This is a genomic window from Arthrobacter sp. U41 (assembly GCF_007679325.1).
Taxonomy (GTDB): domain Bacteria; phylum Actinomycetota; class Actinomycetes; order Actinomycetales; family Micrococcaceae; genus Arthrobacter.
Window position 1 is genome coordinate 1,323,740 of sequence record NZ_VEGI01000001.1, and the last position, 15,374, is coordinate 1,339,113.

Consider the following 15,374-nt stretch of genomic DNA (forward strand, 5'->3'; position numbering starts at 1 on the left):
CACTTATGAAGTTCTTGATACTCCGAGGAACGGAGACCCCCGTGAGTAAAATCGGCAGCATGGAAACATCGCGGATGCCGGAGGGCCAGTCAGCCGCCGGCGACGCCGCCGACGCCGTGGAAGCCGCGTCGGACAGTGCGGCGCTCGACGTCGTCGCCCGCACCGGTTTTGCGGTGATGGCGCTGCTGCACATCGTCATCGGCGCGATCGCCGTGGCACTGGTCCTCGGCGCGCCGGGCCAGGCCGAGCCCACCGGAGCCATAGAACAGCTCGCGGCCAACCCGTGGGGCCCGGCCGTGATGTGGGCGGGGTTCATCGCCTGCGCGGGGCTCTCGCTGTGGCAGTTGAGCGAGGCGACCCTCCGCGCGAGGCACCTCCCGCGGAAGGAGCGGTTCGGCAAGCTCGTGTCCTCCGGCTTCCTCAGCATCGCGTACGGGAGTGTGGGGCTGAGCTTCGCGGGGTTCGCGCTGGGCAACCGGGGCGATTCCGGTGACTCCACGCGGGATTTCAGCACGGTCCTGGTGCGGAGCCCGTTCGGAGTGCCGGCCCTGATCGCTTTGGGTCTGACCATCATCGGGATCGGGGTGTACTTCGTCGTCAAGGGCGCAGGGAAGAAGTTCAAGGAGGAGCTGGGCCATTTTGAGGGGACGCGCCGGGGCCATCTGGTCAGTGGACTGGGTGTGGCCGGCCACATTGCCAAGGGTGTGGCATTGATCCTGACGGGACTGCTGTTCGGGATCGCCGCGGTCACCAACGATCCCGGCTCGTCCACCGGACTGGACGGCAGCCTCAAGGCATTACAGGACCACACCTTCGGCCCCCCGCTGCTCCTGGCCATCGGTGCGGGTTTCATCGCCTACGGGGCGTTCGCGCTGGTACGGGCCCGGTTCGGGCGGATGTAGCGGGTGTGCAGCGGGTGTGCGGCTATCCCGCGGCCTTCTGCAGCGGGACCACGTCGCCTTCCTGGTAGAGCAGGGCCCGGACCTCGGATTCGGCGGAGTCCAGCCGCTTCGGGTCGATGGTCTCCCCCGCCGCAAAGTGGTCCAGGACCCGCGGGTCGACGTAGCTCTTCCGGGCGATCGACGGCGTGTTGCCGAGGACCTCGGATGCATCCAGCATGGCGCGGCTGACCGCCCGCTTCCGCGCGGACACCTTGGGCTGCGGGCCGCTCTTCGCCAGGCTGGCGGCGGCGGCCACCGTCCCGCGCAGGGTGCGGAAGTCCTTGGCCGTGAAATCCTGACCGGTGCGCTCTTTGACGTATTCGTTGATGTCCGCGCTGGTCACAGGGTGCCAGCTCCGGCCGTCCTTGTAGGCCAGCAGGCGGGCGTTGCCGCCGCGGCGCTTGAGCTGGCGCACGACGGCGGCGAGGTCGGCGTCGTCGATCCGCGACTCCCAGTTCTTGCCGCTCTTGGCCGGGAAACTGAGCCGGAGTTCGTTCTTGCGCACGCTCACGTGGGCGCACAGCAGGGTGGCGAGGCCGTGGCTGCCGTTTTCGTTCGTGTAGCGCTCGGAGCCAACCCGCAGCGATCCGCTGTCCAGCATCCTGAACGCGGCGGCCAGGACGCGGTCCCGGCCGAGGCCCTCGGAGCGCAGGTCCATGGTGACGAGCCGTCGTGCGGCCGGAAGGGTTTCCGCAAGCTGGAGGGAGCGGTCGAACTTCAGCCGGTCCTTCTTTTCGCGCCAGCCCGGGTGGTAGATGTACTGGCGCCGGCCGACGGCGTCGAGTCCGGTGGCCTGGATGTGCCCGTTGTCGTAGGGCGCAATCCAGACGTCCGTCCACGCCGGCGGGATGCCGATGCTCTCCAGCCGCTCGCGCACCGGCCCGGGCGGCAGGGTGGAGCCGTCCAGGTCCTTGTAGCTGAAGCCAGACCCGGCAGCGACCCGGCGGTAGCCGCGGCCGGACGCGTTGCTGTGCCGGAGCCTCATCGGTCCGTTCCGGATCCGCGGGTTCCCGGCGCGGGGGTTCCTGGCGCGGGGGGTCCCGGGACGGAGGTTCGTATGCGCTGCTCATCCATAACGGTAAGCCTACTGACCAAACCCCGATTTTCCTCCACTACGGAACAATGCGGGGTCACTCACGGCCCATAATCCCCTCCGGGACGGGCGGAATGACCCCGCGTTGCTGTGTGGTGTCGGCAGATCAGACCTCCGCGGCCACCCCGCCGCGGGAAATTTCCACCATGTCCTCACGCGGGACCACCTTGATGCGCTCGCGCTGGATGCCGTCCGCGCCGGCGTCGGCGCTGGCCTTCTCGCCGAGGGACCGCTCGTGCGCGTCCAGGGCCAGCCAGCCTTCCCAGCTGGTGAACTGCACGCCGCGGTTTTCCAGGAGTTCGACAATCGTCTCCGGAGCGGGCGCTGCGGCCAGCGGCAGGTTGTCGCGGTCCTCCAGCAGGTAGGTCACGGTTTCCAGGGCGTCGCCCTTGGTGTGGCCGATCAGCCCCACCGGGCCACGCTTGATCCAGCCGGTGGCGTAAATGCCCGGCACAGGGGCGCCGGAAGCGTCCAGGACGCGGCCGCCGTCGTTCGGAACAACTCCCTTGCTGTGGTCGAACTCGACCTCGGGCAGCGACGAGCCGAAGTAGCCGATCGCGCGGTAGGCGGCCTGGACCGGGTAGTCGACGAACTCGCCGGTGCCGCGGGCGTTCCCCGTGCCGTCCAGTTCCGTACGCTCGAACTTGATCCCGGCGACGCGGCCGGGGGCGTCGGCGTTGTCGTAGATCTCGACCGGGCTGTGCAGGAAGTGCAGGTGCAGGCGGCGGGAGGCCCTGAGCTCGGAGAGGTCCTCGGGCTGCTCGGCGATCCAGTTGGTAAGTGTGCCCACCATGGTCTTGGTTTGGTTGTTGCTCTGGATCTGCCGGTCCGATTCGGCGTCGAACTCGAAATCCTCGGCGTAGAGGATGATGTCCACGTCCTTGGAGTGGGACAGCTCGCGCAACTCCAGCGGGGTGAACTTCACCTGAGCCGGGCCGCGGCGGCCGTAGACGTGCACGTCCGTGACCGGGGAATCCTTCAGTGCGCGGTAGACGTTGTCCGGGATTTCGGAGACCAGGAGGTCATCGGCGTGCTTGGAAAGCATCCGGGCCACGTCGAGGGCCACGTTGCCGTTGCCGATCACCGCGATTTCCTTTGCGTCCAGCGGCCAGTCGCGGGGAACGTCCGGGTGGCCGTCGTACCAGGAGACGAAGTCGGCGCCGCCGTAGGAGCCGTCAAGTTCGATGCCCGGGATGTTCAGGTCCGCGTCCTTGATGGCCCCGGTGGCGAAGATGACGGCGTCGTAGTGGGTGCGGAGGTCCTCCAGCGAGAGGTCCGTGCCGTAGTCGACATTGCCGAAGAAGCGGATGTCCCCCCGGTCCAGGACCTTGTGCAGCGCGTTGACGATGCCCTTGATCCGCGGGTGGTCCGGGGCCACGCCGTAGCGGATCAGGCCGTACGGCGCCGGGTAGCGGTCGAAGAGGTCGATGCTCACGGTGAGCTCGCCGCTCTTGACCGCCTCGCTCTTGGTCACGATGTCCGCGGCGTACACCCCGGCGGGTCCGGAGCCGACGACGGCGATGCGCAGCGGGCGGGCAGCAGTTCCTACAGGGGTGTTCGTTGACACGGCTGTGTTCCTTTGTTTTTCTGCATCCGTTGCTCCGCAGCCGCCCTTTTGAGGCCTGATAACGGCGGTTACGGAGCAATCGACGGGTCTTAGGGGGTCAGTACGCGGGTCTTGGTGGAGCGGGGAGTGTTCGGGGTGGTGGTGCTGTAGTCCGCGGTTTTGAAGTGCGACGGCGCGAACGGGCTGACGCGGACCACGTCACCGATCACGATCACGGCGGGGTTCGCGACGCCTGCGGCCTCCGCCTGGTCCGCGATGGTCCCGAGCGTTCCGATGGTCACCCGCTGGTTCGGCAGATAACCATTCTCTACGATGCCAACAGGCGTCTCCGCTGGCAAACCGGCGCGTCCCAGCGAGGCCGCGGAATCGCGCAACTGGCCCACGCCCATGAGCAGGATCACGGTGTGGTCGGGCCGGGCCGGGACTTCGGAGAGCTCCTCATGCCCGGTGACCACGCTGAAACCCTTGGCCAGCCCGCGGTGCGTGACCGGGATGCCCGCGGCGGCCGGGACCGAGATGGCGGAGGTGACGCCGGGAACCACTTCAACCTCGACGCCGTGCCGCCGGCAGAATTCGGCTTCCTCGCCGCCGCGGCCAAGGACGTAAGGGTCGCCGCCCTTGAGCCGGACCACACGGTGGCCCTGCAGGGCTTCGTCGACGAGGATGCGGTTGATCCCGGACTGCGGGACGGGATGGTGGCCGGGGGTCTTGCCGACCTCGATGACGCGGACGTCGGGGGCCAGTTCGGCCAGGAGTTCGCGCGGGCCGAGGCGGTCCGCGACCACGACGTCGGCCTGGCCCAGAAGGCGCCGGCCGCGGACGGTGATGAGCCCGGTGTCGCCGGGTCCGCCGCCAACGAGCGCCACGGACCCGGCGGTTTCCCCGGTGCCGGAGCCACGGTGACGGCGGAGCGGCAGGTCCCCCGTTTCCAGGGCGGTGGCCACGGCGTCCCGCAGGGCCATGGCGCGGCGCGGGTCTCCCCCGGCGTTCACGGCGATCTTGACGTCGTCCACAACGGCGACGGCGGGCGTCCAGGCGGCGGAGGCTTCGTGGTCGGAGGCGTTGACGCACCAGATGCGCTGCGCCTCGGCGTCGGCCGCAACCTGCGCGTCCACGGCGGCATCGCCCGTTGCGGTCTGGACGAACCAGGCGCCGTCGACGTCGGCGCTGCGGTAGGGGCGCGGCTCCCAGGCAAGGAGGCCGGCGTCGGACAGCTCGTGCAGTGCCTGGCTGGCCAGGGGCGCGATCACCGTGACTCGGGCGCCGGCGTCGAGCAGTCCCTTGGCGCGGCGTGCGGCCACTGGGCCGCCTCCCACCACCAGCACGGGGCGTCCGAGGAGGCGCAGCGCCGTGGGGTAAATGTCCTGAATTGCCATGCATCGACGATAGGGCGGCCTCATATCGCGCAACAACGGTTCGGAAACACCCGTTCACGCGGGGTAATGGCACGTCACATAGTTTCCGCCGTCCGGGGGCACTTCGGCAGCGGTGAGGGCTACTTCACCGCGATGAGTTCAACCAATTTGATGTCAGGGTCCTTTGACAGCAGCGTGGGGCCGCGCTCGCCGAGCGCGGCCGGGATGGCCCCGTTGAGGTGGGCCTGCCGGGCTTCCTCGGTGTCAAAGGTGTCGAAGATGCCGGAGGTGTAATCGTTGACCCGGAAGGCATACCAGGTCTGCGTTCCGGGTTCGTTGAGCACTATCTCGCGGCCCCCGTTGAGGAAATCCCAGACCTCTTGTTCCTTCCCCAGTTTTGCCTCGACCAGTGCCAGCACTCCATATTTTGCCGCCACGGCTGTCTCCTCAGAATCGGGCGGGATGGGCCGTATACCGGCCTATAGCCGTGAGTGTAGGCCTGCAGTTTCGGTGGAACAAGGGTCCGCCAGCCGGTAGCGGAAAGCCCGACGGAGAGCATCGCGGTCTAGCACTTTGTGTTCCGGCAAGACGCCTGACACGTAACCGATGTGATGAGCCATACAATTGCTCCGTCCGGGCTAGCCGGTCAGTCTCAACATGGGGGAAGGGGACTTAGTTGTCTCTACACGCAAGCGTCCGTACTCGGACGCGCCCCGGCCGTATGACCAGGGCAGTAGCCACAGCCGGGAGCATCGCACTGCTCGCCGGTTTTTTGATGGCTCCGGCAGCACAGGCGCTGCCGATGGAAACGGACGCCGTCGCAGAGCAGCCGGCATCGGTCGACGCGCAGGCCGGAGCACTGCCGGTGGAAGCAACGCCCGCCGCTCCGAAAAACGTCAGCCCACCGGTTATTGAGGGTGACCCTGTTGCGGGTGGCACTCTCACCTCGACGGGCGGCCAGTGGAGCGGCGCCGGCTGGATCAAGTACAGCTGGATCGTCGACGGTGTCATAGTTCAAGCGGCCGACCACGCGCTTGGCGAAGCTGACGTACTTAACATCGAACCGTCCATGGCAAACAAGTCGGTTCAGCTAACGGTGCTGGCGTCGCTGGAGGCGCAGGGGCCGGGCACCGAGCTGACTGCCACGCCGGTAGCGGTTCGTCAGGGAACATTCGTCGGTGTCAGCTGGAGCAACGCCGTGATCGGCAAACCCGTCGTCGGGCAGGCGCTGTCGCTGAGAGCACCGATGTGGAGCAACACTGCGGTCCAGGGTGCCGCAACCCGCTTCCAGTGGTACCGAGGTGCTGGCCCCATCGCTGGGGCGACCGGGCCCAGCTACACGGTGGCTGCCGCCGATGACGCTCAGAAGCTGTGGGCCAAGGTGACGGTCTCCGCGCCGGGGTTCACCTCAGTGGTATTGACATCTGCCCAAGTCACCGCCGGGAGGGGAAGTTTCGCGACGGCGCCGGTCCCAACCGTTAGCGGTATCGCCAAGGTGGGCCAGCTGCAGACTGCCAATGCAGGCACGTGGGCGCCGACCGGTGCCACGCTGTCCTACCAGTGGTACCGCGGAACGGCCGCCATCGTCGGCGCAGTCAGCCGCACCTACACCACCACTGCACTCGACTACGGGAAGACACTCAAGGCAAGGGTGCGTGCAGCCAAGTCCGGCTACATAACGCTAGACCGCTACTCCGCCGCCCGCCCGATCTCTGCCGGAACCATCGCGGCCACCAAGCCGCTGACGGTCAGCGGAACCCACCGCTATGAACGGACAGTGAAGGTCTCTCAGGGTTGGACTGCCGGTTCAACCATCCGGTACCAGTGGTTCCGGAACGGCGTCGCGATCAGGGGCGGGACCGGTTACGCCCTCTACCTTGGCAGCGGCTACATTGGCGCCCGGGTAAACGTAAAGGTCACAGTGTCCAAGGCCGGGTACACGACCCGCTCGGCCACTACTCCGGCAATCACGGTAGGCAAGGCACTTATCACCCTTAAGACGGCGCCAAGGATCACCGGGGCCACGTCCTTGGGCTCGACTCTGACAGCCAACGTCGGCACTTACGCGCCGGCACCGTCAGCCTACGCGTACCAGTGGTACCGTAACGGCGCCGCGATCACCGGCGCGCGTTACCGCACATACCGGTTGGCGGCGGCGGATAACGGCCGCTCCATCACGGTCCGCGTGTCCGCCAGTCGGATCTACTCAGATACGCGGGTGACCATGAGTCCGGCGCTAAAACTGCCGGTTTGGCCTGTGACGGTACTTCGTGGTGACGGCACGTATCGCGTCGGAACCCAGATCAAGCCCGGACTGTACAAGTCCACCGGCGGATCCTTCTGTTACTGGGCAAGACTCAGCGGGTTCTCGGGCAACTTAGGTGACATAAACGAGAACGACATCGTTTCCGGAGTCACCTACGTGCAAATCTTCCCAGGAGATGTTGGCTTCAAGAGTTCCGGCTGTGGCGGCTGGACCACTATCCCGTCGACGGGAGCTAAAGCAACGCGGATTACCAAAGACGGAACGTACAGGGTGGGCGTCGACATCTTGCCCGGCATGTATAAGGCAACCGGCACAGGCAACAGCTGTTACTGGGCACGCCTGGGCAGTTTCAGCGGAAGCTTCGATGACGTAAACGACAACGATATTGGTCCTGCTAACACATACGTGGAGATACTCCCCGGTGACGTTGGGTTCCGCTCGCAACGTTGTGGTGGGTGGACGCGGATTGCAGCTCCTGCCCAAGGTCAAGCCCCCGTTCCATCCACTGGGGCCAGAGCCACAACCATCACGGCCGACGGCACCTACCGGGTAGGGATAGACATCCTGCCTGGCACCTACTACGGACACGGCACCGGAGACACCTGTTACTGGGCGACCCTAAGCGGTTTGAGCGGCAGCTTCGATGACATTATCGAGAACTACTTCGGATCCGCCCTGACCATCGTGACAATCCCAAGCGAAGCTAAGGGCTTCGAAGTCAGCGGCTGCGGCACTCTGAAGCGCCCCTAAAAAGATCACCATAAATTCGGGGCCCGACGGCGAGACTCGCCGTCGGGCCCTGCTGCTGTATAGGGCGTGGACGTCCGGGGTCACTTTGACGACCGCAGCGGCCGGATCGGGGCGCAAATGACGGTGCTTCCGTGTCAATGTGCCCCCCGTTCGGCGGGCGAGGTGCCTGGGACGCAGGAGCGCGGGCTACTTCACCGCGATGAGTTCAACCAGCTTGATGTCAGGGTCCTTGGACAGCAGCGTGGGGCCGTGTTCGCCGAGCGCCGCGGGGATGGCCCCGTTGAGGTGCGCCTGCCGGGCTTCCTCGGTGTCGAAGGTGTCGAAGATGCCGAACGTGTAATCGTTGACCCGGAAGGCATACCAGGTCTGTGTTCCGGGTTCGTTGAGCACTATCTCGCGGCCCCCGTTGAGGAAGTCCCAGACCTCTTGTTCTTTCCCCAGTTTTGCCTCGACCAGTGCCAGCACTCCATATTTTGGCGCCACGGCTGTCTCCTCAGAATCGGGCGGGATGGACCGTATGCCGGTCTATAGCCGTGAGTGTAGGCCTGCGGGTGCCGCCAGACAACAGCAACGGCTGGTGCCTACCGCGTGCTGCCGGCGAGGAGGCCACGACGGCGGAGCAGCCGCTTTTCGATGGGGCCGAACACGAGCAGTTCAATCAGGATGCCGACGGCGAGGATCAGCAGGATCGCGGACATCACGATGGTCATGTCGGACAGGTCGCGGCCCTGGTTCAGCATGGAGCCGAGGCCGAACCCGATGCTGCCGCCGACTGCGATGATCTCCGCGGCCATCAGCGAGCGCCACGAGAAGGCCCAGCCCTGTTTGAGTCCGCCCAGGTATCCGGGCAGGGCAGCCGGGAGGATGATCTGGAGCGCCAGCTGGAGCCGGGACGCGCCCAGGACGGTCCCGACGCTGCGGTACTGCGGCGGGATCTGGTCCACGCCGGAGATCAGTCCGTTGATGATCGAGGGGATGGCGCCCATAAACACCACGAAGTACACGGTGGCGTCGGTCAGGCCGAACCAGATGATGGCCGCGGGCACCCACGCCACGGACGGCAGCACCTGCAGACCGGAGATCAGCGGCCCGAAAGCGCGGCGCAGCGGGGCAACCTGGGCCAGCAGGAGTCCGACCGGCGTGGCGATGGCCACGCTGATCAGGAACCCGACGAGCCCGCGCTGCAGCGAGGTCCACACTGCTTCCTGCAGCGTGCCGTCGGCCCAAAGATTGCCGAACTGGCCCAGCACGTCGAGCGGGCCGGGCACCAGGTCCTGCCGCTTGAACCCTAGGGAGACGTAGAGCTGCCAGATGATGACCAGCACCGCCAGCGCGGCGACCGGCAACAGGATCCGGCTCCAGTCGATACGTGAGGCGCGGACGGCGTCGGACTGCAATGAATCCAGCCCGGCTTCCAGTTCGCGAAGATCCGCCGAACCGTTGGACGACCGGGTGAGGGCGGCGGTGACGTGGCGGGTCTCGCCGGGCTCAACCAGCGACGTTGATTTATTTGGCATGGCGGCGGATCTCCTCGCGAAGCCGGGCGGTGATTTCGCCGGTCAGCTGGCCGGCCAGTCCGGCGTCGGTGCGGTGCTCTTCACTGACGTGCCACTCCCGTACCACGCGGCCGGGCCGGGAGGAGAGCAGCAGCACGCGCTGGCCCAGCCGGACGGCCTCGCGGACATTGTGGGTGACAAAGACGATGGTGCGGCCGGTTTCCTTCCAGATCCGTTCCAGCTCGTCGTGGAGCAGGTCGCGGGTGATTGCGTCCAGGGCCGCGAAGGGTTCGTCCATCAGGAGAAGCTGCCGGTCCTGGGCCAGCGAACGGGCCAGCGCCACACGCTGGCGCATCCCGCCGGAGAGCTCGTGCGGGCGCTTGTCCCCCGCCCCGCCCAGATGCACGAGGTCCAGCAATTCTCCCGCCTTCGCGCGCCGCTCGGCCTTGCCGGCGCCGCGCAGCTTCAAGGCCAGCTCGATGTTCTCCCGCGCGGTCAGCCAAGGGAACAGTGCCGCGTCCTGGAACATAAAGGCGGCGCCGTCGCTCGGCACTTCAAGGGCGCCCGACGTCGGCGCCTCCAGTCCCGCCATGATGTTCAGCAGGGTGGACTTGCCGCAGCCGGACGCACCGAGCAGGGCGACGAACTCGCCCTGCCCGATGGTGGCATTGACGTCGTCCAGCACCGGGGCGCCGTCGCCGAAGCGCTTGCCCAGGTTTTCCAGTACGACTGGCATGGTCACGTCCTAACTTCTCTTGGCGGGCTGGAGGCCCGGCTATTCTTTGCCCAGACCCTGCGCGGAGATCGTCGTCCCGGCGGGGCTCTCGCCCAAGACACTGTTCAGGGCCGTGAGGTCGAAGATGCCGTTGATGTCGGCCTGCTGGGTGGTGCCGGCGTCGACGCCGTCCTGGAGCAGCTTCTGGTACGTTCCGGCGAGCGGGTCGACGGTGTAGACGATGTTTTTCAGCGACCGGTCGATCACGTCTGCCGGCAGGGCGGCTCCGGCGGATTCCTTGAGGGCGGCGTTGAGGACCGTGGACTTCTCGGCGTCGGAGGCCTCGTTGAGCCACTCCACGGATTCGACGTGGCCCTTCAGCAGCGCCTTGACCGTGTCCGGGTGCTCGGCGGCGAACTTCTTGTTGACGATCAGGACAGTGGTGATGAACTCGCCCTTCTCCCACAGGTCCTTTTCGTCGACGAGGACTTTGGCGCCCGCCTGGAGCACCAGCCGGGAGGCCCACGGTTCCGGCAGCCACGCGCCGTCGAGCTTTCCGTCCTGGAACAGCTTCAGGGTCTGGGCATTTTCGGTGGGGTTAATGGCGACGTCGCCGCCGCCGTCCGTAGTGGTCCGGTAGCCCTGCTTCCCCAGCCACGCACGGAGGGCCACGTCCTGGGTCCCGCCCAGCTGCGGCGTCGCGAGCTTGTTGCCCTTGAGGTCCGCCGCCGTGGTGATTTCGGGTTTGACCACCAGCTGCGCTCCGCCCGCGGCGGCTCCGGCGATGATCCTGATGGATTCGCCCTTGCTCTTGACGTAGGAGTTGATGGCCGGGTTGGGGCCGATGTAGGTGGCGTCGATGGCGCCGGCGTTGAGGGCTTCGATGGCGGCGGGACCGGCGTTGAAGACCTGGGTGCTGAGCCTGGTCCCGCCGAGGTTCTTGGCGACGTAGCCCCGGCTTACCCCGACAAGGGCCGGGGCGTGGGTGATGTTGCCGAAGTAGCCGAGCTTCAGTTCGGCAGCAGGAGTGACGACGGCGGCGGGTGCCGCGGGTTCGTTCGCGCGGGAGACCGTGGACGCGACGGCGGCGCCGGCTCCGATCAGCAGCACGAGGCCGACGGCCAGGCTGATCTCCAGGGTGCGCTTGCGCGCGGGCCTGGCGGATTCACCGGCGACGATCCGGATGGTTCCGGGCGCGGTGCTGGACTTCCGGGGTTCAGGAGTGGCTGACATGGAACGGGTCCTTTTCGGGGTGGTTTCGGGGTGGCCGGACGGTTGTTCAGTGCCGGCTACATCGCCCCCGGAACGCATCGCGGGCGCTGCTGGAGAGCCGTTCCGTAGTTGTCATTGCTTCACCATAGGGACTGCCGTGAACGCGGTTCAACGGTCCGGAAACCCGGGGTCACGCGGGTTCATGCAACGTCATATGCGGGCCCGTCTATCGGCGCCCGGGGCGGTTCAATCGCCCTTGACGTTGACGAGCTGCCGGAGCTTGTGCCGGATCCTGACAAGGTCCGCGGAATCGCGCATCACCTGGTCGATCGGCTTGTACGCCGCCGGGATCTCGTCGATGAATGCTTCGCTGGGCCGGAATTCGATGCCCTTCATGGCGGCTTTCAGCTCGGCGAGGGTGAAGGTCTTCTTTGCGGCGTTCCGGGAGTACTCCCGCCCTGCGCCGTGCGGCGAGGAATTCAGCGATTCTCGGTTCCCCAGGCCCACGACGACGTAGGAGGCGGTGCCCATGGAGCCGGGAATCAGCCCGGGATCCCCGGCCTGTGCCCGGATCGCTCCCTTGCGCGAAACCCAGACCGTCTTGCCGTAGTGCTGTTCCTGCGCGGTGAAGTTGTGGTGGCAGTTGATCCGTTCGGCCTCCCGGACACGGCCACCCGTCCAGGATTCAAACTGCTGGATGACCCGGTCCATCATTTCCTCGCGGTTCAACAGGGCGAAATGCTGGGCCCAGCGGAGTTCCCTGATGTACCGGTCGAATTCGGGGGTGCCTTCCTCAAGGTAGGCAAGGTCCGGATGCGGCAGGACGATGTGCCGGCTCCGGACCGCGCTGCGGGCCTCGGCGATGTGCCGCTGCGCGAGTTTGTTGCCCACGCCGCGTGAGCCGGAATGGAGAAACAGCCACACGGTGTCCGCCTCATCCGCGCACACCTCGATGAAATGGTTGCCGGAGCCCAACGATCCCAGCTGCAGCTCCCAGTTCGCGGCGTACTGGCCAGGGTCGAACCGCGCGTTGGCTGCCATCCGCCGCAGCTCGGCGAGCCTCGGTACGGCGGTGGCGGTGAACCTGCGGTTGTAGTGGCCGGCTGACAGGGGAACGGCGTGCTCGATATCCTGCCGCAGCCGCTTCCGGTCTGTCGGCAGGTCCTTCACGGCATACTGCGTGCGGACGGCGATCATGCCGCAGCCGATGTCCACCCCCACGGCAGCCGGTATGACGGCGTGCAGGGTGGGGATGACGGATCCCACGGTGGCGCCCAGGCCCAGATGGGCGTCCGGCATCAGCGCCAGATGCGGATAGATGATGGGCAGCGTGGCGGTGGTCAGCGCCTGCTCGCGGGTCTGGTCATCAAGGATCGACGCCCAGCTGATGAGCCTGCTGTTGATGACTTCCACACCGCCTCCCAGAACGATGATCGTGGTCCGGGAGGCCCGCTGGCAAGGCCACCTAGATCGAGTAGCGCTCGTCCTCGTGGTCGCCGGGGTGGTCCTTGACCAGTCCTGCGGCGAGGGTGTTGCCGTCCAAGGGATCGATCACCAGGAACGCCCCGGTGCGGCGGTGGTGCAGGTAGTTCTCCAGCGGCAGCGGCGCGGCGAGCCGCAGCTGGGCATGTCCGATGTCGTTGAGGTCCAGGGTGGAGGTGGGTTCCAGCTGGAAGTTGGCGAGGTCCAGCTTTCCGGTCACGTTCCGCACCAGGGCCTGGACTGTGCGGGTGCCGTGCTTGACCAGCACCTTGGCGCCCTCGCGGAGCGGTTTCGGCGAGAGCCAGCACAGGGCGGCGTAGAGGTCGGCCGAGGCTTCCCGGATTGTGCCGGCTGCCGCGATCGTGTCCCCACGGGCGACGTCGAACTCGTCCGCCAGGCGCAGCGCCACGGACTGCGGGGCCACGGCCTCGGTGAGCCGCCGTCCCGCGAAGTCGATGCCGGTCACCGTGGTGGTGCGCGGAGCCTGGCCCGGGGTAAGGATGCTGACCTGGTCCCCCAGTTTCACGGAGCCTTCGGTGATCTGGCCCGCATAGGCGCGGTAGTCCCGGTAGCCCTCGACGTCGAGTCCCCCGGCGACGGCGTCGGGCGCCAGGGCACCCTGCGGCCGGATGACAAGCTGCACCGGGAAGCGGAAGCTTTCCAGGTGGCTTTCGAGTTCGTCCGCGGCCGGCAGCGTCTCGAGGACTTCGAGCAGGGCCGGGCCGTCGTACCACGGTGTGCGGTCCGAGCGGTCCACCACGTTGTCGCCGTCGAGCGCGGACACCGGAATGACCTGCAGGTCGGTGATGCCATCGGCGCCGAGCCCCAGCTCGCGGCCGACTTTCTGCACATCGGCCTCGATCCCGCGGAACACGTCCTCGCTGAAATCCACGAGGTCGATCTTGTTCACGGCGACAACCACGTGCGCCACGCGCAGCAGCTGCAGCACGGAGAGGTGCCGGCGGGTCTGCTCCAGGACACCCTTGCGGGCGTCAATAAGCACGACGACGGCGTCCGCGGTGGACGCGCCCGTCACCGTGTTCTTGGTGTACTGCACGTGGCCGGGGCAGTCCGCGAGGATGAAGCTGCGGCGGTCCGTGGCGAAGTAGCGGTAGGCGACGTCGATGGTGATGCCCTGTTCCCGCTCGGCGCGCAGGCCGTCGGTCAGCAGCGCGAGGTCAATCCGCTGTTTCCCGTTGGGGCCTCCGGCTGCGCCGGCCCCGCCGAAGCCGCGGTCCGCGGACGTGCGGGCGACGGCGTCGAGCTGGTCCGCGAGGATCGCCTTGGAGTCGTGCAGGAGCCGGCCCACCAAGGTGGACTTGCCGTCGTCGACCGAACCAGCGGTGGCGAAGCGGAACAGGGTGGTGGACAGAACGGCTGGGTCCACGGCGATGCCGGGCAGGAGAGTGTCGGTGCTCATTAGAAATAGCCGTCTTTCTTGCGGTCTTCCATGGCTGCCTCGGAGATGCGGTCATCGGCCCGGGTGGCACCACGTTCGGTGATGGTGGAGGCGGCAACTTCGATCACGACGTCGCGCACGGTGGCGGCGAGTGATTCCACGGCGCCGGTGCAGGACATGTCGCCGACGGTCCGGTAGCGGACGGTCTTGGTGATGACGTGTTCGTTGTCGCGGGGCTGCGAGACCTCGCCGACCGCGCGCCACATGCCGTCGCGGGCAAAGACTTCGCGGTCGTGCGCGTAGTAGAGGCCCGGCAGCTCGATGTTTTCGCGCTCGATGTAGCGCCACACATCCAGCTCGGTCCAGTTGCTGATGGGGAACGCGCGGACGTGCTGGCCCACGGTGTGCCGGCCGTTGTAGAGATTCCAGAGCTCGGGCCGCTGGTTGCGCGGATCCCACTGGCCGAATTCGTCGCGGAGGCTCAGGATGCGTTCCTTGGCCCGGGCCTTGTCCTCGTCGCGGCGGCCGCCGCCGAAGACGGCGTCGAACTTGTTGCGCTGGATCGCGTCCAGCAGCGGCACGGTCTGCAGCGGGTTGCGGGTGCCGTCGGCACGCTCGGCCAGCTCGCCGGAGTCGATGAACTCCTGCACACTGCCGACGACGAGCTTGAGTCCCAGCCGCTCCACGGTCCGGTCGCGGAAGTCGATGACCTCGGGGAAGTTGTGCCCGGTGTCCACGTGCAGCACGGGGAAAGGCACTTTGCCGGGCCAGAACGCCTTGGTGGCCAGGTGCAGCATCACCACGGAATCCTTGCCGCCGGAAAACAGCAGCGCCGGCCTCTCAAATTCAGCGACAACCTCGCGGATGATGTGGATGGCCTCCGATTCCAGGGTGTCCAGGGACGAAAGGCGGGCCGCGCGCGGAGCCCCAGAATCAAGGCGACCTGACCGCAGAGCCGGAGCAGCAGATGCCGCCCCGGGAGTGGCCTCGGGCCTGTCGGAGCCGCGCGCATCGTCCGCAGGACGGATGCCGCGCGGCGCAGGGGCGGGGGCGGCATCTGCTGCGAAGGCGGTGGTGACCGTCGTCGTCGTGCTCAAG

At 67.1% G+C, this 15,374-nt stretch carries 13 protein-coding genes; 2 read left to right on the plus strand and 11 right to left on the minus strand.

The annotated features are described in order from the left end of the window. Positions 1-59 precede the first annotated feature (59 nt). Positions 60-902 carry a DUF1206 domain-containing protein gene (locus FS787_RS06115; RefSeq protein WP_395940316.1) on the plus strand — a complete coding sequence of 281 codons (843 nt, stop codon included), beginning with the start codon at positions 60-62 and terminating at the stop codon, positions 900-902. A gap of 22 nt (positions 903-924) precedes the next feature. On the opposite strand, the gene FS787_RS06120 is transcribed toward FS787_RS06115, so the two are convergent. The 4 genes from FS787_RS06120 to FS787_RS06135 all read right to left on the minus strand — a co-directional run bounded on the left by FS787_RS06120 (position 925) and on the right by FS787_RS06135 (position 5,393). Continuing rightward, positions 925-1,926 carry a DNA topoisomerase IB gene (locus FS787_RS06120; RefSeq protein ID WP_144671327.1) on the minus strand — a complete coding sequence of 334 codons (1,002 nt, stop codon included), beginning with the start codon at positions 1,924-1,926 and terminating at the stop codon, positions 925-927. A gap of 214 nt (positions 1,927-2,140) precedes the next feature. Then, entirely contained in the window at positions 2,141-3,601 is a 1,461-nt protein-coding gene (locus FS787_RS06125) for an FAD-dependent oxidoreductase (protein ID WP_144671328.1), read from the minus strand. A gap of 89 nt (positions 3,602-3,690) precedes the next feature. Continuing rightward, positions 3,691-4,977 carry a uroporphyrinogen-III C-methyltransferase gene (cobA, locus tag FS787_RS06130; protein ID WP_144671329.1) on the minus strand — a complete coding sequence of 429 codons (1,287 nt, stop codon included), beginning with the start codon at positions 4,975-4,977 and terminating at the stop codon, positions 3,691-3,693. A 119-nt stretch (positions 4,978-5,096) separates the two neighbouring features. Then, entirely contained in the window at positions 5,097-5,393 is a 297-nt protein-coding gene (locus FS787_RS06135) for a putative quinol monooxygenase (protein WP_144671330.1), read from the minus strand. Positions 5,394-5,731: 338 nt separating this feature from the next. Here FS787_RS06135 and FS787_RS06140 point away from each other — a divergent pair, with 338 nt between their 5' ends. Then, positions 5,732-7,972 (plus strand): hypothetical protein, encoded by a 2,241-nt coding sequence (locus FS787_RS06140; protein WP_186329097.1) that lies wholly within the window; start codon positions 5,732-5,734, stop codon positions 7,970-7,972. Between the two features lie 186 nt (positions 7,973-8,158). Here the strand turns inward: FS787_RS06140 and FS787_RS06145 are convergent, their stop codons facing one another. The 7 genes from FS787_RS06145 to cysD form a co-directional block, all read right to left on the minus strand. Then, positions 8,159-8,455, minus strand: a complete 297-nt coding sequence (locus FS787_RS06145) for a putative quinol monooxygenase (RefSeq protein WP_144671331.1) — start codon at positions 8,453-8,455, stop codon at positions 8,159-8,161. A gap of 98 nt (positions 8,456-8,553) precedes the next feature. Then, positions 8,554-9,489 carry an ABC transporter permease gene (locus FS787_RS06150; RefSeq protein ID WP_144671332.1) on the minus strand — a complete coding sequence of 312 codons (936 nt, stop codon included), beginning with the start codon at positions 9,487-9,489 and terminating at the stop codon, positions 8,554-8,556. Next, positions 9,479-10,204, minus strand: coding sequence for an ABC transporter ATP-binding protein (locus tag FS787_RS06155; protein WP_056426543.1), 726 nt, complete (start codon positions 10,202-10,204; stop codon positions 9,479-9,481). Before FS787_RS06155 ends, FS787_RS06150 begins: the two co-directional genes overlap by 11 nt. Positions 10,205-10,243: 39 nt before the next feature. After that, positions 10,244-11,416 carry an ABC transporter substrate-binding protein gene (locus FS787_RS06160; protein ID WP_144671333.1) on the minus strand — a complete coding sequence of 391 codons (1,173 nt, stop codon included), beginning with the start codon at positions 11,414-11,416 and terminating at the stop codon, positions 10,244-10,246. 225 nt (positions 11,417-11,641) lie between these two features. Next, the gene (locus tag FS787_RS06165) at positions 11,642-12,808 is read right to left on the minus strand and encodes an RtcB family protein (protein WP_144671334.1); all 1,167 of its coding nucleotides are present in this window, start codon (positions 12,806-12,808) and stop codon (positions 11,642-11,644) included. A gap of 52 nt (positions 12,809-12,860) precedes the next feature. Then, positions 12,861-14,297: a sulfate adenylyltransferase subunit 1 gene (locus FS787_RS06170; RefSeq protein WP_144671335.1), complete on the minus strand. Its 1,437-nt coding sequence runs from the start codon at positions 14,295-14,297 to the stop codon at positions 12,861-12,863. Beyond that, positions 14,297-15,373 carry a sulfate adenylyltransferase subunit CysD gene (gene cysD, locus FS787_RS06175; protein ID WP_395940329.1) on the minus strand — a complete coding sequence of 359 codons (1,077 nt, stop codon included), beginning with the start codon at positions 15,371-15,373 and terminating at the stop codon, positions 14,297-14,299. Before cysD ends, FS787_RS06170 begins: the two co-directional genes overlap by 1 nt. Position 15,374 lies beyond the last annotated feature (1 nt).

Excerpts from the sequence above, each read along its gene's own strand:
- FS787_RS06115 (WP_395940316.1), top strand. The coding sequence starts at position 60 with ATGGAAACATCGCGGATGCCGGAGGGCCAGTCAGCCGCCGGCGACGCC.
- FS787_RS06120 (WP_144671327.1), bottom strand. The coding sequence starts at position 1,926 with ATGAGGCTCCGGCACAGCAACGCGTCCGGCCGCGGCTACCGCCGGGTC.
- cobA (WP_144671329.1), bottom strand. The coding sequence starts at position 4,977 with ATGGCAATTCAGGACATTTACCCCACGGCGCTGCGCCTCCTCGGACGC.
- FS787_RS06140 (WP_186329097.1), top strand. The coding sequence starts at position 5,732 with ATGGCTCCGGCAGCACAGGCGCTGCCGATGGAAACGGACGCCGTCGCA.
- FS787_RS06150 (WP_144671332.1), bottom strand. The coding sequence starts at position 9,489 with ATGCCAAATAAATCAACGTCGCTGGTTGAGCCCGGCGAGACCCGCCAC.
- FS787_RS06155 (WP_056426543.1), bottom strand. The coding sequence starts at position 10,204 with ATGCCAGTCGTACTGGAAAACCTGGGCAAGCGCTTCGGCGACGGCGCC.
- FS787_RS06160 (WP_144671333.1), bottom strand. The coding sequence starts at position 11,416 with ATGTCAGCCACTCCTGAACCCCGGAAGTCCAGCACCGCGCCCGGAACC.
- FS787_RS06170 (WP_144671335.1), bottom strand. The coding sequence starts at position 14,297 with ATGAGCACCGACACTCTCCTGCCCGGCATCGCCGTGGACCCAGCCGTT.